Here is a 19,856-nt window from a genome sequence, read left to right on the forward strand (position 1 = left end):
TGAATGAACGACCTGGTTGACACCACCGAGATGTACCTGCGGACCATCTACGACCTCGAGGAAGAGGGCGTGACACCGCTGCGTGCCCGCATCGCCGAACGCCTCGATCAGAGCGGGCCAACCGTCAGCCAAACCGTGTCCCGGATGGAGCGTGACGGGCTGCTGCACGTGGCCGGCGACCGGCACCTCGAGCTCACCGACAAGGGCCGCGCCTTGGCGGTGGCCGTCATGCGCAAGCACCGCCTCGCCGAGCGGCTGCTGGTCGACGTCATCGGGCTGCCCTGGGAGGAAGTGCACGCCGAGGCATGCCGGTGGGAGCACGTGATGAGCGAGGACGTCGAGCGCAGGCTGGTCAAGGTGCTCAACCACCCGACCACCTCCCCCTTCGGAAACCCCATCCCCGGCCTGCTGGACCTGGGCGTCGGGCCCGACTCGGGCGCCGAAGAGGCACCCCTGGTCCGGCTGACCGAGCTGCCCGCGGGCGCGCCGGTCGCCGTGGTGGTCCGGCAGTTGACCGAGCACGTGCAGGGCGACATCGACCTGATCAGCCGACTGAAGGACGCCGGCGTGGTGCCCAACGCCCGGGTGACGGTCGAGACCGGGCCCGCCGGCGTCACCATCTTGATCCCGGGCCACGAAAACGTCACCCTGCCGCACGAGATGGCCCACGCCGTCAAGGTCGAGAAGGTCTGAGCGCGCGCCGGCCGCTGCCGCCTACCCGGCCCGGCGGCCGAACGATCGCCGCGGCGGCAGCCGCACCCCGAGCCGCTTGGCCAGCCGGTAGCCGGTCATCGCGAGTTCCCGGATGTCTTCCGGCCGCAACCCCGATTGCAACGCGGTGTCCAGCATGCCCGCCATCCGATGGTCGGCGTCGCAGCGCAGCGCGGCCTCCAGCGACACCCCGGCCAGCGGACCGTCGCCTCGCGCGTAGGCGCTGAAGGCGAGCAGCACCAGCGCCTCGACCCGCCACGGCGGCGGCAGCACGCGGGCCAGCAGGGCCCACAGCGACTCGGCCGCACCCGCGTCCTCGCCGACCGCCAACGCGTAGAGCATGTCGCGCACCTGCGCGTCGCGCAGCGCGCACCCCAACGCGGCCACCTCGTCGTCGGGCACCGACTCACCGGCGGCGACCCGCGCCGGGGCGGCCAGCGCCCGCTCGACGTCGGCGCGGGCGCACCGGCCCGGCTGCGCGCGCTGCGCCGCCCGGCGCAGCACGCCCTGGTTGCGGACCGCGTCGGCCAGCCCGGCGCTGCGCGCCTCGGGCGCGATCACGGCCTGCAGGTCCGCCCGCCGGGCGTAGAGCCGCCGCCCTTCCAGCACCGCGGCGGCGGCCAGCGGTGACGCCGCCGGATCGTCGACGACGCCGCTCGCACCGCAGCCGTCCACGCAGTGCCAGGAGCCGCCCGCGACGACCCGGTCGACGACGTGCGCGGCCCACAGCGCAATCCCGTGTTGCGCCAACGCCTCGGTGAGCGCCGTGCACAGCCGCCGGTAGTCGTCGTTGCAGCTGGGGCAGAGCGCGCCCTCGGCGTCGACGATGACCGCGATCGCGGCCTCGGGGCCGGCCGCGGCGGCGACGTCCGCCAGGTGCCCCACCGCGCCCGCGAGTTCCTCGGAGAGGTCGACCCGCAGTACCGACCCGAGTTCGCCGCCGTCCAAAGACACCAGAACCAATGAACTTTCGGGAACGAAGCCGAGAACGGCGGGCAGCGCGGCGATGAGCGCACCGGGGCGGGTCAGTTCGAAGTCAGGTTGATCCCTCGTCATGAGCACCAACGCTGACGGTCGCCACCGTCAGGCGGTGCGCACGCGGCCCGGTGCCCGTTCAGACCTGTGGACGAAGCCAGCACTGTGAGTGCAGCTGCTTTACTGTTTACGCCATGAGCTCGGCGCAAGAGTACGACATGGTGGTCATCGGATCGGGGCCCGGCGGGCAGAAGGCCGCCATCGCCTCGGCCAAGTTGGGCAAGTCCGTCGCCGTCGTCGAACGCGGGCAGATGCTGGGCGGTGTGTGCGTACAAACCGGCACCATCCCCTCAAAAACGTTGCGGGAAGCGGTGCTTTACCTCACGGGGATGACGCAGCGAGAGCTGTACGGGGCGAGCTATCGCGTCAAGGAGAAGATCACCCCCGCCGACCTGTTGGCGCGGACGCAGCACGTGATCGGCAAGGAAGTCGACGTGGTGCGCAACCAGCTGATGCGCAACCGCATCGACCTGCTGGTCGGCCACGGTCGCTTCGTCGACCCGCACACCATCGAGGTCGAGGACCCGGCGCGGCGCGAAAAGATCACCATCAGCGGCGAATACGTCGTCATCGCCACCGGAACGCGGCCGGCCCGGCCGTCCGGCGTGGAGTTCGACGAGGACCGCGTGCTGGACTCCGACGGGATCCTCGACCTGAAGACGCTTCCCGCGTCGATGGTGGTGGTCGGCGCCGGCGTCATCGGCATCGAATACGCCTCGATGTTCGCGGCGCTGGGCACCAAGGTCACCGTGGTGGAGAAGCGCAGCGACATGCTCGACTTCTGTGATCCCGAGGTGGTCGAGGCGCTGAAGTTCCATCTGCGCGACCTGGCGGTGACCTTCCGGTTCGGCGAGGAGGTGACCGCGGTCGACGTCGGCTCGGCGGGCACCGTCACCACCCTGGCCAGCGGCAAGCAGATTCCCGCCGAGACGGTGATGTATTCGGCCGGGCGGCAGGGCCAGACCGACCACCTCGACCTGCACAACGCCGAACTCGAGGCCGACAACCGCGGCCGGATCTTCGTCGACGACTTCTTCCGGACCAAGGTGCCGCACATCTACGCCGTCGGCGACGTCATCGGCTTCCCGGCCCTGGCCGCGACCTCCATGGAGCAGGGCCGGGTGGCCGCCTACCACGCGTTCGGCGAGCCGACCGACGGCATCACCGAGCTACAGCCCATCGGCATCTACTCCATCCCCGAGGTCTCCTACGTGGGGTCCACCGAGGTGGAGCTGACCAAGAACGCGATCCCCTACGAGGTCGGCGTCGCCCGCTACCGCGAGCTGGCCCGCGGCCAGATCGCCGGCGACTCCTACGGCATGCTCAAACTGCTGGTGTCCACCGACGACCTGAAGCTGCTCGGCGTCCACATCTTCGGCACCAGCGCCACGGAGATGGTCCACATCGGCCAGGCTGTGATGGGCTGCGGGGGCACCGTCGAATACCTCGTCGACGCGGTGTTCAACTACCCGACGTTCTCCGAGGCGTACAAGGTGGCGGCGCTCGACGTGATGAACAAGGTGCGCGCGCTCAACCAGTTCCGCCGGTAGGGCCGCGGCGCTAGCACGCGTCGTCGAGGTCGCTGGGCACGGGGTCGCCGGGGCCCCCGGCCTCGGCGCGGGCCAGCAATTGCGCGGTGTGCGCGTCGAACGGGGCCGAGTACGACACGTTCGCCGCGCAGCCGCCCCGCTCCAGCCCGCCGATCAGCCCGATCAGCGTGGTCCCGCTGACCCACGGCCCGCCGCTGGTGCCGTCCACCATGCCCTCACACGCCAGCGCCGGGAAGCCGCTGTCCGAGACCGAGGTGCTGGCCTGGCAGCCGATCGGCGAGCCGCCCACCCCGGCCGGATAGCCGAGCACGGTCACGCGGCTGCCGGGCGGCGGGGTGGTCCCGAGCGTCAGCGCCAGGCCGACGCGCGACTCCACCGAGCCGCCGGCGTCATTGGTCACCCGGGCGACCGCATAATCGGCGTGCGGGTCTTTGCTGGCGGTCCAGCGCGGATCGAGGTAGACGGCGTCGGCCTTCCACACGTCGGCGGGCGCGGGCGCCGCGTCGCCGGCGAAGCCGGGGACGAACGTCACCTGCGAGGCGCCGGCCAGGCAGTGCGCCGCGGTCATCATCAGGTTTCCCGCCGACGAGTGCACCACCGAACCCGTGCAGACGTGCAGCGGACCGCCGTCGACGAAGATCGCGCCGACGCGCCGGTCCGGCTCAACCGGCGCGGCGGCCGCCTGCTGTTGGGGCTGGCCGAGCCGTTGAACCGGCCCCCCGATCCGCGGCGCGGCCACCGGGGCGCCCGACGCATGCTCGACCGGCCGGGCGCACGACGTCAGCGACGCGGTGACGCCGACCACCGAGCAGAGCACGACCACCGGTAAGCGCATCGGTTTCATCATGCCTGACGGGGACCGGCCCGGCCGACTCGCGCGCGCCGCGGCGCCGGCGTCGGTTTGCTGGTGGGACGCCCGCCGGGCGTGCGGCCGCCCCGCCGGATTACCGTTACGCCAAGCCGCGTTTCACAGTCAGGACGCGAAGTGAGTTCGCTGTGCAATATCGATGTCCCCTGATTCGGGGGACACTTGGTAGGGCACCCTGGAGAAACCCCCGACAGGAGGCAAACCCACGATGGCTCACCACCAGGACCCGGACGACAGCTACTACCAGCCCGGTCAGGCCGGCATGTACGAGCTCGAGCTGCCGGCGCCGCACTTGTCGGCGGCCGACGGCCGCGGCCCGGTGCTGGTGCACGCCCTGGAGGGCTTTTCCGATGCCGGCCACGCCATCCGGCTGGCCGCCACCCACCTCAAGGCCGTGCTGGAGGGCGAGTTGGTCGCGTCGTTCGCCATCGATGAATTGCTGGACTACCGGTCGCGGCGGCCGTTGATGACGTTCAAGACCGATCACTTCACCAGCTACGACGACCCGGAGTTGAATTTGTACGCGTTCCGGGACACCGTCGGCACCCCGTTCCTGTTGCTGGCCGGCATGGAGCCGGACCTGAAGTGGGAACGCTTCATCACCGCCGTGCGGCTGCTCGCCGAGCGGCTCAACGTGCGGCAGACGATCGGCCTGGGCACGGTGCCCATGGCCGTGCCCCACACGCGCCCGATCACGATGACCGCGCACTCCAACAATCCCGAGCTGATCGCCAACTTCCAGCCGTGGATCTCCGAGATCCAGGTCCCCGGCAGCGCGTCGAACCTGCTGGAGTACCGGATGGCTCAGCACGGCCACGAGGTGGTCGGCTTCACCGTCCACGTGCCGCACTACCTCACCCAGACCGACTACCCGGCCGCCGCCGAGGCGCTGCTCGCCCAGGTCGCCAAGACCGCCTCGCTGGAACTGCCCCTGATGGCGCTGACCGAGGCGGCCGCCGTGATCCGCGCGAAGGTCGACGAGCAGGTCGAGGCGAGCGCCGAGGTCGCTCAAGTGGTGACCGCGCTGGAGCGCCAGTACGATGCCTTCATCGACGCTCAAGAAAACAGATCGTTACTAACGCACGACGAGGATCTGCCCAGCGGCGACGAGCTTGGCGCGGAGTTCGAGCGATTCCTGGCCCAGCAGGCAGAGAAAAAGTTCGACGACGACGACAGGCCTGACCCGCCCCGCCCTTAGCCCGGCCCGCTCTGCGCCCGGCCCGACAGCAAGGTTGGCGATATGACCGAGCGGAAGCGCAATAGCACGCTCCGCCCGGTGCGTGAAGTGACCGCACCCCGGCTGGAATTCCGCACGATCCACGGCTACCGGCGGGCCTACCGGATCGCGGGTTCCGGGCCGGCGATCCTGTTGATCCACGGCATCGGCGATAACTCCACCACGTGGAACGCGGTGCAGGCCAAGCTCGCCCAGCGGTTCACGGTCATCGCGCCGGACCTGTTGGGCCACGGGAAGTCCGACAAGCCACGGGCCGACTACTCGGTGGCCGCCTACGCCAACGGAATGCGGGACCTGCTCAGCGTCCTGGACATCGAACGGGTGACCATCGTCGGTCATTCCCTCGGCGGCGGCGTGGCCATGCAATTCGCCTACCAGTTCCCGCATCTGGTGGAGCGGCTCATCCTGGTGGGCACCGGCGGGGTCACCAAGGACGTCAACGTCGTGTTCCGGTGGGCCTCGCTGCCGCTGGGCAGCGAAGCCCTGGCGCTGCTGCGCCTGCCCCTGGTGCTGCCGGCCGTGCAGATCACGGGCCGCGTGCTCGGCATGGCGTTGGGCAGCACGGGCCTGGGCCGCGACCTGCCCAACGTCCTGCGGATCCTCGACGACCTGCCGGAGCCGACCGCCTCGGCGGCGTTCAGCCGCACCCTGCGGGCCGTGGTCGACTGGCGGGGCCAGATCGTGACCATGCTCGACCGGTGCTACCTCACCGAGGCCATCCCGGTGCAAATCGTGTGGGGCAGCAAAGATGTGGTGGTCCCCGTCCGGCACGCGTGGATGGCGCACGCCGCAATGCCGGGGTCGCGCCTGGAGATCTTCGAGGGCTCCGGCCACTTCCCCTTCCACGACGACCCGGCCCGCTTCCTCGATGTCGTCGAACGCTTCATCGACAGCACCCAACCGGGTGAATACGACCAGGCCGCCCTGCGCCAGTTGTTGCGCACCGGCGGCGGCGAAAAGGCCGTCACCGGCCCCGCTCCCACGCGCGTGGCAGTGTTGAGCGCGATGGGCTCCGACGAACGCAGCGCCACCTGACGCGCGCCGTACAGTCGCGCCATGGCCATCGACGTGACGGTGTTGCGGGTCTTCACCGATCTCGAAGGTAACCACGGCAACCCGCTCGGCGTGGTCGACGCGCGCCAGGTCGAGCCCCGCGATCGGCAGCGGCTGGCGACCCGATTGGGTTTCAGCGAAACGATTTTCGTGGAGGTACCCGCCGCGGGCGCGACGACCGCGCACGCCGTGATCCACACGCCGCGAACCGAGCTGCCGTTCGCCGGGCACCCGACCGTGGGCGCCGCGTGGTGGCTGCGCGAGACCGGCGCACCGATCAACACGTTAAGCGTCCCGGCCGGTGTGGTTCAGGTCAGCCACGGCGTGGGCGCGCGCGGTGACAGCACCGGGATCAGCGCCCGATCAGAATGGGCACCGGAATTCGCCCTGCACGAATTCGATTCTGCAACAGCCCTTTTCGACGCCGACCCGGCTGATTTCACCGACGACACCTCGCATTACCTGTGGACGTGGACCGACCGGGCCGCGGGCGCGGTACGCAGCCGCATGTTCGCCGCGCATCTCGGCGTGACCGAGGACGAGGCGACCGGCTCGGCGGCCATGCGGATCACCGACTACCTGAGCCGGGATCTTTTCATCACGCAAGGCAAGGGGTCGGTCATCGAAACCACCTGGAACGCCGAGGGCTGGGTGGGAGTTACCGGTCGGGTGGTCAATGACGGTGTGCGCCATGTCGACTGACGCGCCGACCGTCGCTCAGCGCTGCCGGTGCAGCACCGCGGCGAGGTGGTCCTGCAGCGGTTGCCCGACCCCGCCCATCTGCACCGTGTAGGACAGCTCGTCGCCGGCGAGGCGCAGCGAACGGCCCACGGCGGTCACCTCTTTGGCCGTCGGCGACAGGCCAATGGTCGCGGTCGCCGTCGCGATGTCGATCACGTCGCCGGCGCGCGAATAGGTGCCGACCTCGATTTCGGTGATGCCGCTCGGGTGGGCCAGCACCCACTCGAGGCGTCCGGGCCGCGGCACGCGAAGGTATCCGGTTTCCGCGTGCAGCGGCGTGCCGTCGGCGACCGCCCGGGTCTTCTGGCCGTAGGCCAAAAACGGTTTACCGACGTGGCCGAACACCACTTCTTCGTCGTAGTCGAAGGGCTCGATGGTCGGATACTTCCCCGACCCCCGACCGGCCCAGGCGCCCAGCAGCGGGGCGAGCTCCGCCAGATCGGGATGCAGTTCGACGGGCATGGGTCCTCAGCCTAGACCTCAGCCCGGCGTCGAGACCTTCCGATGTTCGCGCAGCGCCTGGATCTCGCGCTCGAAGTCGGCGGCGGACGAAAACGAGCGGTACACCGACGCGAACCGCAGGTAGGCCACCTCGTCGAGGTCACGCAGCGGACCGAGGATGGCCAGCCCGACCTCGTGACTGGGCACCTCGGGTGAACCCGCCGCACGCACGGTGTCCTCGACCTGCTGGGCCAGCAGATTCAGCGCGTCGTCGTCGACCTGCCGGCCCTGGCACGCCCGGCGCACGCCACTGATCACCTTTTCCCTACTGAAGGGTTCGGTGACGCCGCTGCGCTTGACGACGGCCAGCACCGCGGATTCAACGGTGGTGAAACGACGGCCGCACTCCGGGCAGGAGCGGCGGCGGCGGATGGCCTGCCCCTCGTCGGTCTCCCGCGAGTCGATCACGCGCGAGTCGGGGTGCCGGCAGAACGGACAATGCATGACCGCTCCTTTGATGTGCCGACGACCGGGGACCGCAGAGCTTCGAGCCTACCCGCGCCCTGACCTGCGCGGCGAATGGAGGCGTCGGGCGCGGGCGGGCGCGGCGCGGCGGGCAACGCGGGCGACGGGCATGGCCGGATTCAGCCGATCGGGGCGATCAGCGTCTGGCCGGCGACCAGGCTCGGCGAGTTCAAGTCGTTGAGTTCGCGGATCCGCTGGGCGACCTGACCGGTCGGCGCGTCGGGCGCCACCCGGTGGGCGACGTCTTGCAGGGACTCCCCCGCTTCGACCTTCACGACAGCGAGACGGTCGGGGACGTGGGCGGTCGCGGTGGTGGACTCGCCGTTCAGCGCCTGCCCGACGTTGGCGACCAGGCCCAGCCAGAGGGTGATCGCGCCGGCGCCCAGCGCCAGTCCGATGGTGGTCAGCCAGGTGACGGCGCGCTTGCGGTGCGGGGCGCGTGACATCGCGACCCCGGTTCCGTAGTACCGCGTCGCCTGGCCCGCGGGCCGCGACGGGCCGGGGCGGCGGGAGCGGGCCGCCACGCCGACGTGGCCGTAGCGAGGGTCGTGCACAGGCCCGTTGATCGGACGACGCGCGCTACTGGGGCGCTGCGAGACTGTGTGGACGATTGTCATCTTGCGTTCCTCCGGTCAACTGATCCTCGCTCGTGTGTTCGACAGTATCGCTCGTGTGTTCGATAACCGAACATTCGAGCGAAGCGTGTCGCACGCGAGCAAAACGCTAGACCACGCCACCGACAACCCGCTGTCGGTCGTTAGCACTGGCATGAGGCTCAAATACCCGATTGTCCGAAGAGTTACACATTTGTGATTACCGACTTCAGCGGCGTTTTGTTCCCGGAGGCTGCACTCCGACACGCTAGTCGAACACATGTTTGATTCTTGTCGGCGGTGCGGCTACATTCAGTGCCATGAGCGACAGCAACGACACCTCAGCGGCCGATCCCGCCGTTCGACTGCAGTCTGTGGACTCCTCGCTGACCGAGCGGCAGCGCACCATCCTCAACGTCATCCGCACCTCGGTCACCACCCGCGGCTACCCGCCCAGCATTCGGGAGATCGGGGACGCCGTCGGCCTCACCTCGACCTCGTCGGTCGCCCACCAGCTGCGCACCCTGGAACGTAAGGGTTATCTGCGACGCGACCCCAACCGGCCCCGCGCGGTAGACGTCCGCGGCGCCGACGAGGACGTGGTGGCGCCCGCGACCGAGGTCGCCGGGTCGGACGCGCTGCCCGAACCCACCTTCGTGCCGGTGCTCGGTCGCATCGCCGCGGGCGGGCCGATCCTCGCCGAGGAGGCCGTCGAGGACGTCTTCCCGTTGCCGCGTGAACTGGTCGGCGAGGGCACCCTGTTCCTGCTGAAGGTGGTCGGCGACTCGATGGTGGAGGCCGCGATCTGCGACGGCGACTGGGTGGTGGTGCGCCAGCAGAACGTGGCCGACAACGGCGACATCGTCGCGGCGATGCTCGACGGTGAGGCCACCGTCAAGACGTTCAAGCGGGCCGGCGGCCAGGTGTGGCTCATGCCGCACAACCCCGCGTTCGACCCGATCCCGGGCAACGACGCGACCGTGCTCGGCAAGGTCGTGACGGTCATCCGCAAGGTTTGATGCCGCGGGTCAGTCCGCGCGGGTGAATCCGTTCGCCTCGGCGACTTCCTCGCTGGCCAACCAGATCTCGGCGAGCGTGTCCTGGTATAGGTCGCTGCCTGGCGTGTAGTACAGCCCGAAGCGGGCGCTCGCCTTGATCGGGTATCCGTCGGGCACCTGGTACGGGTCGTCCAGGGGCAGGTGAATGGTCGGCCGGCCGCTCGCCGCGGGCCGGCTTCCGTTCACGTCGTCGTCGGTGTCGGCGGCCGCGTGCCGCCCCGCCCGGCGCGCTCCGCCGGCCGCCGCGCCGGCTGCCACGGCCTCCGGCGGGGCGCCGCCGTGCGACGAACCTTGGTCCGCGGTTGCGGCCGGCCCGTCCGCATAGTCGGCGTCGTGCGGCGCGCTGGGTTCGGCCGCGTCGAGGTACTCCCCTGGTTCGCCGACGGCATCCTCCGGCACCACGTCGGCGTACTCGTCGCCGTACTGGTCGGCATACTCGTCGGCGCCCGGGTCGGCGTGCTGGTCGGAGTGGTCGTCGGGCTCGCGCGCCTCGTCGGGATAGCCGGCCTCGTCAAAGGGGTCCTCGGCGTACCCGGCCTGGTCGTAATCGGCCTGGCCGTAGCCCTCGTCGTAACCGGCCTGCGCCAGCATCGCTTCGGACGGGACCGGGAAGTGGTCGGTGTCGACGGCGTCGGGATCCTCGTCGTCGCGCCCGTAGTCGTCGTCACCGAACCCGCCGCGCCGCCAACCGACCCGCGCGGGCTCCGCGTCCCGCGGCGCGCCGAGCGCGTAGTGCTCGTCGGGGGCGTCCTCGGGCCCCCAGTGCGGGTCGGCGCCGTCGTACCCCGGCGCGTACCCGGCCCCGACCGGGGCGGCGCGGCGCCGGCGCCGCCATCCGACCGCCAGCACCGCCGACACCACCAACAGGACGAGCACCGGCACCCCGGCCAGCAGCCACCACCAGTTCCACTCGGCCTTCTTGGCGCTGGGCGGCAGGACCGACCCGCTCGGCTGGTTCTGACCGGAGATCTGCAGCCCGGACAACAGCGGCGCCAGGTTGGCCGGTTCCGTGCTGAAAGTGTTCTTCGCCCGGTTCCAGGACACCTTGCCGCCCGAGAACTGTTGGGTGATCACGTCGCCGTCGACGGTCTGGTCGGCGACGGGCGCGCCCAGTTTTCCGGTCGGGCCGCGCAGCTTGTCCCAGGCCGCCTTCATCGCGCCGCGCACGACGAACGCGCCGTGGTCGGAGGTCCAGAAGATCACCGGCTTGTCGGCGGCCGAGAAGGTGGCGATCCGGCTGGACGGCGGCAGGCCGCCGTCGGACTCGTTGGCGACGGGGAACCCGAGCCCGCTGCCCGCCGGGCCGCCGAGCTGCTCGTACTTGCCCAGGATGTCGTTCTCGATGGCGTTGGCACCGGTGGCGGGGTTGAAGAAGACCTTGCCGCCCGCGAAGTTCTGGACGATGCCATCGCCGCCGACGGGGTACTGGGCGCCCTGCTTGGCGCCCAACGGGCCGCCCGCCCCGCCGGCCGCGCGCCACGCCATGTTGATCGCCACGGTCGGGTCGATGGCGACCTGCAGGCCCTTCAACTGGTCGGCCAAGGCGGGCGGGTCGGTGGTGAACTGCTTGGTCTCGCGGTTCCAGGACACCTGGCCACCGGAGAACTTCTGCGACGACACCTCGCCGCTGTAGGTCTCGTCACTGACCGGGACGCCCAGCACACCGCCGGAGCTGCCGAGCTTGTCCCAGGCCGAGTTGATCGCTCCGCGTACCACGAACGCGCCGTGCTCGGGCGTCCAATAGATCACCGGCTTGTCGCTGGCGGAGAAGGTGCTCACCCGGCTGTCGGGCCCGGCCAGGCCGGGCACCTCGTTGATGGCGGGGAATCCCAGGTCGCTGCTGACGGGGCCGCCGAGCGACTCGTACTTGTCCAGGATCGGCCCGTACATGAACTTGGCGCCGGTCGCGGGGGTGAAGAACATCTTGCCGCCGTCGAAGTCACAGGCGAAGCCGTCGGCCACCGGGTACACGTCGCCCTTGCGGGCGCCCAGCGGGGATCCGTCACCGCCGGCCTTGTCCCAGGCGGCCATGATCGCGGCCTCGGCGTCGCCGATGGGGCTCGCCCCGGCGGCCGGCGCAAGCAATATGGCGGCGAGCGCTGCGGTCGTCAAGCTGACGCACACACTCCCGATCAGCCTGCGCATGTGACCCCTTCGCCCAACACCTAGCCTCCCAGCCGACGGACGCCCCTATCTGCGACGATGCCGTACTTCCGTCCGGCGCGCGGGCCGTGCTCGTGCCAGGTAGCTACCCCCTGACGATCCGCGTATATCACCGGGCTCGCATAACTTTGCTCCAGCGAAGAAGAAATGCGAAGTCAAATGACGAATTTTATAAGAATGGAGACCCCGCCGATGTCGAAATGATGCGCACCGATCGCCGAATCGCAGCCAAATACGGTCCCGTTCGTGCTGCGGCGGCGTTATCGTGGCGCCCGACGCCGCAGGTCCTCAACCGCCGAACGGGCGGCCCGCGACAGCGCGGGTGACACGGGCCCACCACAGCACAACGCGCCGCGGCGGCGGCCGATGCCGTTGTCCGGCAGCGGTTCTACCGGTCGCCCGGGTCAGGCCCCGAGGCTGCGACCGATGATCTCCTTCATGATCTCGGTGGTGCCGCCATAGATGGTCTGCACCCGGGCGTCGAGATAGGCACGCGCAACCGGGTATTCGCGCATGTAGCCGTAGCCGCCGTGCAGTTGCAGGCACCGGTCGATCAGGTGCACCTGCTTTTCGGTGCTGTACCACTTGGCCATTGCGGCCTGCTCGGCCGTCAGCTTCTTGTCCAGGTGCAACCGGATGAACTCGTCGACCATGACGCGCACCACGGTCGCCTCGGTGGCAAGCTCGGCCAGCACGAATCGGGTGTTCTGGAAGCTGCCGATCGGCTTGCCGAAAGCCTTGCGCTCCTTGGTGTATTGCAGCGTCTGCTCGAGCGTCTGCTCCATGGCGGCGGCCGCCATGATGGCGATCGAGATGCGCTCCTGCGGCAGGTTCTGCATGAGGTAGATGAACCCCATACCCTCTTGGCCCAGCAGGTTTTCGGCGGGCACGTGCACGTCGGTGAACGACAGCTCGGCCGTGTCCTGCGCGTCCAGGCCGATCTTGTCCAGGTGACGGCCGCGCTCGAAACCCTGCATGCCGCGCTCGACGACGAGCAGCGAGAACCCTTGCGCACCCTTGTCGGGATCGGTTTGGGCCACCACGATCACCAGGTCGGCGTTGATTCCGTTGGTGATGAACGTCTTTGCCCCGTTGAGCACATAGTGGTCACCGTGGGCGACCGCGCGGGTCTTGATGCCTTGCAGGTCGCTGCCGGTGCCCGGCTCGGTCATCGCGATCGCGGTGATCAGCTCGCCGGTGCAGAATTTGGGCAGCCAGCGCTGCTTCTGCTCCTCGGTGGCCAGGTCCAGCAGGTAGGGCGCGACGATGTCGTTGTGCAACCCGAAACCGATCCCGCTGAAACGGCCCCGCGTCGTCTCCTCGGTGATGATGGTGTTGTAGCGGAAGTCGCCGTCTCCCCCGCCGCCGTACTCCTCGGGAACCGCCATGCCCAGGAAGCCCTGCTTTCCGGCCTCCAGCCAGACACCGCGGTCGACGATCTTCGCCTTCTCCCACTCGTCGTGATACGGCGCGACGTGCCGTTCGAGGAAGGACCGGTAGGACTCGCGGAACAGCTCGTGCTCCGACTCGAAAAGAGTGCGCTGGTATTTGATGGCACTGCTCATTGAAGGACCTCCGGCGAGTGGGTTGGCTGCCGCCCAACATATACCAACCAGACGGTTGGTCGGCGCGCGGCGGGGGTGCCGCCCGGCGGTCGCGGTGCGTCGAACGGCGACGGGGTCAGCCGGCAGCAAACTCGCGCAGGCGCCCGGCGAGCGCGACGGGAACCCGCGCCTTGATCCGGGTGCCCTCGGCGCAGTGCTCCTCCTGCTGGATGCGCCCGTCGGCGTGCAGCCGCGCCACCAGATCACCCCTGTCGTACGGGATCACGACGTCGACGGCGGCGTCGGCGGGCACGGCGAGCTCCGCGATCCGGCGCCGCAACGCGTCGATGCCCTCGCCGGTGCGCGCCGACACGAACATCGCGCCGGGCAACGCGTGCCGAAGCTTGGCCAGCGTCAGGTCGCTGGCCGCGTCCACCTTGTTCACCACCACCAACTCCCGGGGCGCGTCGCTTCCGTCGGCGCCGTAGTCGGCGAGCACCTCGGTGACGACCTGGCGCACGGCGTTGATCTGGGCCAACGGGTGGGCGTCGGAGCCGTCGACCACGTGCACCAGCACGTCCGCGTCGGCGACCTCCTCCAAAGTGGAGCGGAACGCCTCGACCAGTTGGGTCGGCAGGTGCCGGACGAAGCCGACGGTGTCGGTCAGGACGAACGGGCGGCCGTCGGCGAATTCGGCCCGCCGGGTGGTGGGTTCCAGGGTGGCGAACAGCGCGTCCTGCACCAGGACACCCGCGCCGGTGAGCGCGTTGAGCAGGCTCGACTTGCCCGCGTTGGTGTAGCCGACGATGGCGACGGCCGGCAGGTCGGCGTGCAGGCGGCGGCTGCGCTGGGTGTCGCGCACCTGTTTCATGTCCTTGATCTCGCGGCGCAGCTTGGCCATCCGCTCACGGATGCGGCGCCGGTCGGTCTCGATCTTGGTCTCACCGGGGCCGCGCAGGCCCACGCCGCCGCCGCTGCCGCCGGCCCGGCCGCCGGCCTGCCGGGACATCGACTCACCCCAGCCGCGCAGCCGCGGCAGCATGTACTCCATCTGGGCGAGCGAGACCTGCGCCTTGCCTTCCCGGCTGGTGGCGTGCTGGGCGAAGATGTCCAGGATCAGGGCGGTGCGGTCGATGACCTTGACCTTGACCGCCTTCTCCAGCGCGGTCAGCTGCGCGGGCGACAGCTCGCCGTCGCAGATGACGGTGTCTGCGCCGGTCGCCAGGACCACCGCGCGCAGCTCCTGGGCCTTGCCGGAGCCGATGTAGGTGGACGGGTCGGGCTTGTCGCGGCGCTGGATCAGACCCTCCAGCACCTGGGAGCCGGCGGTCTCGGCGAGGGCCGCCAGCTCGGCCATGCTGGCCTGGCTGTCCGCGGCGGTGCCGTCGGTCCACACGCCCACCAGCACGACCCGCTCGAGGCGCAGCTGGCGGTATTCGACTTCGGAGACGTCGGTGAGTTCGGTGGACAGGCCCGCGACGCGGCGTAGTGCGGACCGGTCTTCGAGGGCGAGTTCGCCCGTACTGGGCTCGGGATCGCGATGTTCGGGATACGTCATAGGCAATATCCGATGATGCACGCGAAAACGCCGGCGCGCACCCCGATTAACGTTGCTGGGACCACCACTGCTCGCTGATCTCTCCGTTGGCGACCAACACCGAGGGGCCCCGCAGGTAGCTGGTGTCGTCGGTGACGGTGACGTCGACCTCGCCGCCCGGCACCCGGACCGTGAGGGTGCCGGTGGCGGCACCACCGCCGATGAGGGCCGCGACCGCGGCCGCGACCGTGCCGGTGCCGCAGGAGCGGGTTTCCCCGACGCCGCGCTCGTGCACCCGCATGTGCACCACCCCGCCGGCCGCCGCGGTGACGATCTCGACGTTGACGCCGTCGGGGAATTGGGCCCCGTCGACGCCGACGGGCGCCGCCACATCCAGAGCGGCCAACGCCTCCGGCGTCAGCGTGGGGTCGACGCACGCCAGGTGGGGATTGCCCACGTCGACGGCGAGCCCGGAGAACCGCCGGCCACCGACCACCGCCGTGCCCGGGCCGCACGTGTTGGCCTTGCCCATGTCGACGGTGATTTGGGCGGCGGTGGCGTCGGCGTGGTGCACGGTCACGGGCCGCGGGCCGGCCAGCGACGCGACGACGAACGCGTCCCGCGACTCCAGGCCGCTGGCCCGCAGGTAGTGCGCGAAGACCCGCACGCCGTTGCCGCACATCTGCGCGACGGAACCGTCGGCGTTGCGGTAGTCCATGTACCAGTCCGGGGCGCCGACGCCCTCGGGCAGCCGGTCCAGCACGCCGGCCGACAGCGCGGCGCCGGCGGTGGTGACCCGCAGCACGCCGTCGGCGCCCAGGCCGCGCCGCCGATCACACAGGGCCGCCACCCGCCCCGCGTCGAGGGTCAGAACGGCGTCCACGTCGGGCAGCACGACGAAGTCGTTCTCGGTGCCGTGCCCCTTCGCGAATTTCACCAGCTCAGGATACGTCGCGCCAGACCCTCAGCGTTTCGGCGACGGCGGCGGACCGATCGTCCGCGGTGACGTCCACCCAGTGCACCCGGTGGTCGCGACGAAACCAGGACCGCTGCCGGCGCACATACCGCCGGGTGCCCACGAACGTCTGCTCGCGGGCCGCGCCGATCGCGGTGGGTCCCCCGCCGGCGTCGAGCGCGGCGATCACCTGCGCGTAACCGAGGGCACGCCCGGCGGTAACCCCCTCGCGCAGCCCGTTGTCGAGCAGCGCTCGCACTTCCTCCACCAGCCCCTGCTCGAACATCGCGTCGGTCCGTCGGGCCAGGCGCTCGTCGAGAACCGCGGTCGCACAGTCCAATCCGATGATGGCGGCACCCCACCGCGGGGTGCCGATGCGCGGCGCGGACGCGGCGAACGGCAGCCCGGTCAGCTCGACCACTTCGAGGGCGCGCACCGTGCGCCGCCCGTCGGTCGGCAGGATCGCGGCGGCCGCGGCGGGGTCGCGGCGGGCCAGTTCGGCGTGCAGCGCGCCCACCCCCACCTCGGCCAGGCGCCGCTCCCAGCGGGCCCGCACCTCGGGATCGGTCGCGGGAAACGACCAGTCGTCGAGCAGCGATTGCAGGTAGAGCATCGAGCCGCCCACGATCAGCGGCACGGCACCGCGGGCCGCGATGGCGTCCACGTCGGCCGCCGCCGCGCTCTGGTAGCGGGCGACGGTCGCGGTCTCGGTGACGTCGAGGACGTCGAGCTGGTGGTGCGCGACGCCGCGGCGCGCCGCGACGGGCAGCTTGGCCGTGCCGATGTCCATGCCGCGGTAGAGCTGCATCGCGTCGGCGTTCACCACCTCGGCGCCGACGCGCTCGGCGAAGTCCAGGGCCAGCTGCGATTTGCCGGTGCCCGTCGGGCCGATGATCGCCAGCGGTCGCACGGGCGGGCTCACGGCTGCCAGGCGCCGGCGAAATACCCCACGCCGTAGGGCGCCCCCCGGTAGAGCTCCTTGGCCGACCGCGGCCCGGGCTCGGCGAGGCCGGCGAGCACCTGGAAGGCGACGCGGCCCAGGATCTGGTCGGGTAGCCGCCGCAGGGCGGCCACGTCGCCGCCGGCCAGCGCGTCGTCCAGCGCGTCCTGCGCGCCGGCGTTGCCGGGGTCGTATCCGCCGGGGGCCGCGGGTGTCAGCGTGTTGGCGCCGTCGGCGACCACCAGGACGCCGATCGGGTCGTGTGACTGCTCGATGTCGGCACGCAGCCGCCGGCCCGTGGCGCGCGCGACATTGGGATCGAGGTCGGCGCGGTAGGCGCGGACCTGCGCGCTGGCCCGCGGCTGCGCCTGGCCGCGCATCCAGCCGGCGATCAGCGCGCACACCGGCAGCGCGGCCGGCGGTCGCGGTTCCCCGGCGGCCGGCGCCAGGTGCACCCGGACGTCGACGCCGAAACCGGCGAACGTGCCCGACGATTCGGGCCCCCACACGCGCTCGTTGTCGCCGCCGTCGCGGCAGCCCAGGACGATCCAGCGGTGCGGCAGCAGGGCGGCCGCAGCCACACACGCGGCGGTCAGCTCGGCCACCTCCGCGGCGGCCGCGCCGGAGAGCGCGGGCACCAGCACCGGCGCCGACGGGATGATCGCGATGCCGCTCAGCACGCCACCAAACTAACGGGCGCGCCCAGACGGGGTGTCCGGGCTACCGCACGTCGGCGATCACCAGGCGATCGCTGAAGGGGCCGCAGTCCTCGTCGGGATGCCCGGGCCGCTCGGCCGGCGGGCGGCGATCCCCCAGGAGCTCGGACCGCTCGATGGTCGCGGCCTCGCCACGGGCCAGCGCGACGGTCGCGACGATCACCACGGCGACCGCGCCGACGAGCAGGAACGCCTTGGGGCCGGCGGCGTTGAGCGTCTCCCCCAACACCACCACCCCGAGCAGGCCGGCGACGACGGGTTTGGCGACGGTCATCGTCGGCAACGACGCAGTCAGGGCGCCGGCCCGGAACGCCGACTGCTGGAAGATCATGCCGGCCAGGGCGACCAGAATCCACGGCACGAACTCGGGGGACGTCAGGACGCGCAGCGGGTTGCCCTCGGCCATCTCGACGATTCCCTTGGTGAGCACCGCGAACAACGCCAGGGACGACCCGGCCACCACGGCGAGGAGCACCGCGGCGAACGGGCTGCCCGCCCAGATCCGGGCGGCCACGACGCACGCCACCAGCAGGGGCACCATCACCAGCGCCACCACGACCCAGGTCTGCAACGGCGCGCGCTGGTCGCCGGCGGCGGGGTCGCCCACGATGATCACGACGGCCAGGGCGGCGGCCAGGACCAGCGCCCAGGCCCAGTCGCGCACGCCGACGCGGTGGCCGGCGAGGCGGGCGTAGATGGGCAACGCGAACAGCAGCGCCGTGACCTGCAGGGCCGTCACCAGAACCACCGACCCCCACGCCAGGGCCGCCGCCTGCAGGCTGTAATTGGCCACCGCCGCCAACCCGCCGAGCCACCAACGGGTGTCGCGCAACGACATCCGGAACAGCTCCAGGTGGCCGACGTCGCCGTCGGTGACCTCGTGAGCGCAGCGTTGCCGGATCACATCACCCACCGCGGACGCCAGCGCGGCAAACAACGCAAGCAACGCCGCGACATCAACCTTGGACATGTATCGACCCCTCCGCCCCCTACCGCTTCGACTCAGCTTTCCCCGAAGCGCCCCCGAAGACACGCACAGTTTGCCATCGGTTCAGCTACGACTCTATGACGCTGGACACGTCGTCGAGGACGCCGCAGGTAACCCTTTGATTATTACTTCCTTAACCTATGTAACAGCTGGGCTACCGGTATGAAAACGGCGGTCGAACTCAGGCCTCGCGGGCCGCGCTGGACGGCACCAGCGGGTCGTCCTGCGGCTTCCCGGCCGGCGCGTCGTGGGCGTTCATCGAGGCGGCTTCGCCGCGGGCCAGCGCGGTCGTGGCGAGCACCACCACCGCCACCGCGGCCAGCAGGGCCAACAGCTTGGGGCCGTTGGTGTTGAGGGTCTCGCCGAGCACGGTCACCCCCAGCACCGACGCGACCAGCGGCTCGCCCACCGTCATCGTCGGCAGCGATGCCGTGAGCGCACTGGCCCGGAACGCGGACTGCTGAAAGATGGTGCCCAGCACCGCGACCAGCAGCCAGCCGTACAGCTCGGGGGCGCGCAGCAGCGCCCCGACGCCGCCCGGGAGCACGTCGACGACGGCCTTGGTGAACACCGAGAACAGCGCCCACGACGACGCCGAGACGAGCGCCAGCAGCACCGCGGCCAGCGGCCCCGACCACAGGCGCGCACCGAACACGCAGAACACCATGGTCGGCCCCGCCACCAGCGCCACGATCGCCCAGGAGTGCAACGGTGCCCGCTGGACGCCGGCCGCCGGTTCGCCGACGGCGACGAACACCGCCACGGCGCCGGCCAGCAGCAGCGCCCACATCCACTCCCAGCGGCTCAGCCCCTGCCTCGTCATCCAGGCGTACACCGGGAGCGCGAACAGCAGCGCCGTCACCTGCAGGGCCTGCACCAAGACGACCGATCCCAGGCCGAGCGCCACGGCTTGCAACGCGAAACTCCCCACCGCTGCGCCGCCGCCCAGCCACCACCGCGCGTCGCGCAACGACATGCGCAGCAACTCCAGGTGGCCGACCTGTTGATCGGTGATCTCCTGCGCGGAACGCTGCCGGATCACGTCGCCGACCCCGGACAGCAGCGCCGCGACCAGCGCCAGCAGCGCCGCGATATCCACCTTGGCTATGGCGACCGACCTCCCCATCGACACGCGGCACCCAGGGCCGCTGCACGAATCATGCGAACCGCGTCACCCGGCGCCCGGCTCTTACCGGCCCGC

At 70.7% G+C, this 19,856-nt stretch carries 19 protein-coding genes; 6 read left to right on the forward strand and 13 right to left on the reverse strand.

The window, feature by feature from the left end:
* The first annotated feature begins 3 nt into the window (after positions 1 to 3).
* Entirely contained in the window at positions 4 to 693 is a 690-nt protein-coding gene (locus A5700_RS17930; RefSeq protein ID WP_068074071.1) for a metal-dependent transcriptional regulator, read from the forward strand.
* Positions 694 to 714: 21 nt separating this feature from the next.
* On the opposite strand, the gene A5700_RS17935 is transcribed toward A5700_RS17930, so the two are convergent.
* Positions 715 to 1,767 (reverse strand): DUF4192 domain-containing protein, encoded by a 1,053-nt coding sequence (locus A5700_RS17935; RefSeq protein WP_068204909.1) that lies wholly within the window; start codon positions 1,765 to 1,767, stop codon positions 715 to 717.
* Positions 1,768 to 1,880: 113 nt separating this feature from the next.
* On the opposite strand from A5700_RS17935, the gene sthA reads away from it, so the two are divergent.
* On the forward strand, positions 1,881 to 3,296 hold the full coding sequence (gene sthA / locus A5700_RS17940; RefSeq protein WP_068074075.1) for a Si-specific NAD(P)(+) transhydrogenase: 1,416 nt from the start codon (positions 1,881 to 1,883) through the stop codon (positions 3,294 to 3,296).
* Positions 3,297 to 3,306: 10 nt separating this feature from the next.
* On the opposite strand, the gene A5700_RS17945 is transcribed toward sthA, so the two are convergent.
* A complete protein-coding gene (locus tag A5700_RS17945) occupies positions 3,307 to 4,143 on the reverse strand; it encodes a serine protease (RefSeq protein ID WP_068074077.1) in 837 nt (278 codons plus the stop codon).
* A gap of 229 nt (positions 4,144 to 4,372) precedes the next feature.
* On the opposite strand from A5700_RS17945, the gene A5700_RS17950 reads away from it, so the two are divergent.
* The 3 genes from A5700_RS17950 to A5700_RS17960 are packed head-to-tail and all read left to right on the forward strand — an operon-like array spanning position 4,373 to position 7,156.
* Positions 4,373 to 5,362: a proteasome assembly chaperone family protein gene (locus tag A5700_RS17950; protein WP_068074079.1), complete on the forward strand. Its 990-nt coding sequence runs from the start codon at positions 4,373 to 4,375 to the stop codon at positions 5,360 to 5,362.
* 42 nt (positions 5,363 to 5,404) lie between these two features.
* A complete protein-coding gene (locus A5700_RS17955; protein ID WP_068074081.1) occupies positions 5,405 to 6,436 on the forward strand; it encodes an alpha/beta fold hydrolase in 1,032 nt (343 codons plus the stop codon).
* 21 nt (positions 6,437 to 6,457) lie between these two features.
* A complete protein-coding gene (locus A5700_RS17960; RefSeq protein WP_068074083.1) occupies positions 6,458 to 7,156 on the forward strand; it encodes a PhzF family phenazine biosynthesis protein in 699 nt (232 codons plus the stop codon).
* A 15-nt stretch (positions 7,157 to 7,171) separates the two neighbouring features.
* On the opposite strand, the gene A5700_RS17965 is transcribed toward A5700_RS17960, so the two are convergent.
* The 3 genes from A5700_RS17965 to A5700_RS17975 all read right to left on the reverse strand — a co-directional run bounded on the left by A5700_RS17965 (position 7,172) and on the right by A5700_RS17975 (position 8,778).
* Entirely contained in the window at positions 7,172 to 7,657 is a 486-nt protein-coding gene (locus A5700_RS17965) for a peroxynitrite isomerase (protein WP_068074085.1), read from the reverse strand.
* An 18-nt stretch (positions 7,658 to 7,675) separates the two neighbouring features.
* Positions 7,676 to 8,140 (reverse strand): transcriptional regulator NrdR, encoded by a 465-nt coding sequence (gene nrdR / locus A5700_RS17970; protein WP_068074087.1) that lies wholly within the window; start codon positions 8,138 to 8,140, stop codon positions 7,676 to 7,678.
* Between the two features lie 140 nt (positions 8,141 to 8,280).
* Positions 8,281 to 8,778 carry a LysM peptidoglycan-binding domain-containing protein gene (locus A5700_RS17975; protein WP_068074089.1) on the reverse strand — a complete coding sequence of 166 codons (498 nt, stop codon included), beginning with the start codon at positions 8,776 to 8,778 and terminating at the stop codon, positions 8,281 to 8,283.
* Between the two features lie 296 nt (positions 8,779 to 9,074).
* Between A5700_RS17975 and lexA the strand changes: the two genes are divergently transcribed.
* On the forward strand, positions 9,075 to 9,773 hold the full coding sequence (gene lexA / locus A5700_RS17980; RefSeq protein ID WP_068074091.1) for a transcriptional repressor LexA: 699 nt from the start codon (positions 9,075 to 9,077) through the stop codon (positions 9,771 to 9,773).
* 9 nt (positions 9,774 to 9,782) lie between these two features.
* Here lexA and A5700_RS17985 read toward each other — a convergent pair whose 3' ends face one another.
* From A5700_RS17985 to A5700_RS18020, 8 genes are all read right to left on the reverse strand, one after another.
* Positions 9,783 to 11,957: an LGFP repeat-containing protein gene (locus A5700_RS17985; RefSeq protein ID WP_068074093.1), complete on the reverse strand. Its 2,175-nt coding sequence runs from the start codon at positions 11,955 to 11,957 to the stop codon at positions 9,783 to 9,785.
* 422 nt (positions 11,958 to 12,379) lie between these two features.
* Positions 12,380 to 13,540: an acyl-CoA dehydrogenase family protein gene (locus A5700_RS17990; protein WP_068074095.1), complete on the reverse strand. Its 1,161-nt coding sequence runs from the start codon at positions 13,538 to 13,540 to the stop codon at positions 12,380 to 12,382.
* 115 nt (positions 13,541 to 13,655) lie between these two features.
* Positions 13,656 to 15,077 carry a GTPase HflX gene (gene hflX / locus A5700_RS17995; protein ID WP_068074097.1) on the reverse strand — a complete coding sequence of 474 codons (1,422 nt, stop codon included), beginning with the start codon at positions 15,075 to 15,077 and terminating at the stop codon, positions 13,656 to 13,658.
* Positions 15,078 to 15,123: 46 nt separating this feature from the next.
* Complete coding sequence (gene dapF / locus A5700_RS18000) at positions 15,124 to 15,993, reverse strand: diaminopimelate epimerase (RefSeq protein ID WP_068074099.1); 870 nt, start codon at positions 15,991 to 15,993, stop codon at positions 15,124 to 15,126.
* Positions 15,994 to 15,997: 4 nt separating this feature from the next.
* The gene (miaA, locus tag A5700_RS18005; protein WP_068074111.1) at positions 15,998 to 16,921 is read right to left on the reverse strand and encodes a tRNA (adenosine(37)-N6)-dimethylallyltransferase MiaA; all 924 of its coding nucleotides are present in this window, start codon (positions 16,919 to 16,921) and stop codon (positions 15,998 to 16,000) included.
* Between the two features lie 8 nt (positions 16,922 to 16,929).
* The gene (locus A5700_RS18010) at positions 16,930 to 17,631 is read right to left on the reverse strand and encodes a hypothetical protein (RefSeq protein ID WP_068074101.1); all 702 of its coding nucleotides are present in this window, start codon (positions 17,629 to 17,631) and stop codon (positions 16,930 to 16,932) included.
* Positions 17,632 to 17,671: 40 nt separating this feature from the next.
* Positions 17,672 to 18,637: a DMT family transporter gene (locus A5700_RS18015; protein ID WP_068074103.1), complete on the reverse strand. Its 966-nt coding sequence runs from the start codon at positions 18,635 to 18,637 to the stop codon at positions 17,672 to 17,674.
* Between the two features lie 199 nt (positions 18,638 to 18,836).
* Positions 18,837 to 19,763 (reverse strand): DMT family transporter, encoded by a 927-nt coding sequence (locus A5700_RS18020; RefSeq protein ID WP_197502935.1) that lies wholly within the window; start codon positions 19,761 to 19,763, stop codon positions 18,837 to 18,839.
* Positions 19,764 to 19,856 lie beyond the last annotated feature (93 nt).

The organism is Mycobacterium sp. E1214 (assembly GCF_001666755.1).
Classification (GTDB): domain Bacteria; phylum Actinomycetota; class Actinomycetes; order Mycobacteriales; family Mycobacteriaceae; genus Mycobacterium.

Excerpts from the sequence above, each read along its gene's own strand:
- A5700_RS17950 (WP_068074079.1), top strand. The coding sequence starts at position 4,373 with ATGGCTCACCACCAGGACCCGGACGACAGCTACTACCAGCCCGGTCAG.
- lexA (WP_068074091.1), top strand. The coding sequence starts at position 9,075 with ATGAGCGACAGCAACGACACCTCAGCGGCCGATCCCGCCGTTCGACTG.
- A5700_RS17985 (WP_068074093.1), bottom strand. The coding sequence starts at position 11,957 with ATGCGCAGGCTGATCGGGAGTGTGTGCGTCAGCTTGACGACCGCAGCG.
- A5700_RS17965 (WP_068074085.1), bottom strand. The coding sequence starts at position 7,657 with ATGCCCGTCGAACTGCATCCCGATCTGGCGGAGCTCGCCCCGCTGCTG.
- sthA (WP_068074075.1), top strand. The coding sequence starts at position 1,881 with ATGAGCTCGGCGCAAGAGTACGACATGGTGGTCATCGGATCGGGGCCC.
- A5700_RS18015 (WP_068074103.1), bottom strand. The coding sequence starts at position 18,637 with ATGTCCAAGGTTGATGTCGCGGCGTTGCTTGCGTTGTTTGCCGCGCTG.
- A5700_RS17945 (WP_068074077.1), bottom strand. The coding sequence starts at position 4,143 with ATGATGAAACCGATGCGCTTACCGGTGGTCGTGCTCTGCTCGGTGGTC.
- hflX (WP_068074097.1), bottom strand. The coding sequence starts at position 15,077 with ATGACGTATCCCGAACATCGCGATCCCGAGCCCAGTACGGGCGAACTC.
- A5700_RS17990 (WP_068074095.1), bottom strand. The coding sequence starts at position 13,540 with ATGAGCAGTGCCATCAAATACCAGCGCACTCTTTTCGAGTCGGAGCAC.
- A5700_RS17960 (WP_068074083.1), top strand. The coding sequence starts at position 6,458 with ATGGCCATCGACGTGACGGTGTTGCGGGTCTTCACCGATCTCGAAGGT.
- A5700_RS17975 (WP_068074089.1), bottom strand. The coding sequence starts at position 8,778 with ATGACAATCGTCCACACAGTCTCGCAGCGCCCCAGTAGCGCGCGTCGT.
- nrdR (WP_068074087.1), bottom strand. The coding sequence starts at position 8,140 with ATGCATTGTCCGTTCTGCCGGCACCCCGACTCGCGCGTGATCGACTCG.
- A5700_RS17930 (WP_068074071.1), top strand. The coding sequence starts at position 4 with ATGAACGACCTGGTTGACACCACCGAGATGTACCTGCGGACCATCTAC.
- A5700_RS17935 (WP_068204909.1), bottom strand. The coding sequence starts at position 1,767 with ATGACGAGGGATCAACCTGACTTCGAACTGACCCGCCCCGGTGCGCTC.
- A5700_RS17955 (WP_068074081.1), top strand. The coding sequence starts at position 5,405 with ATGACCGAGCGGAAGCGCAATAGCACGCTCCGCCCGGTGCGTGAAGTG.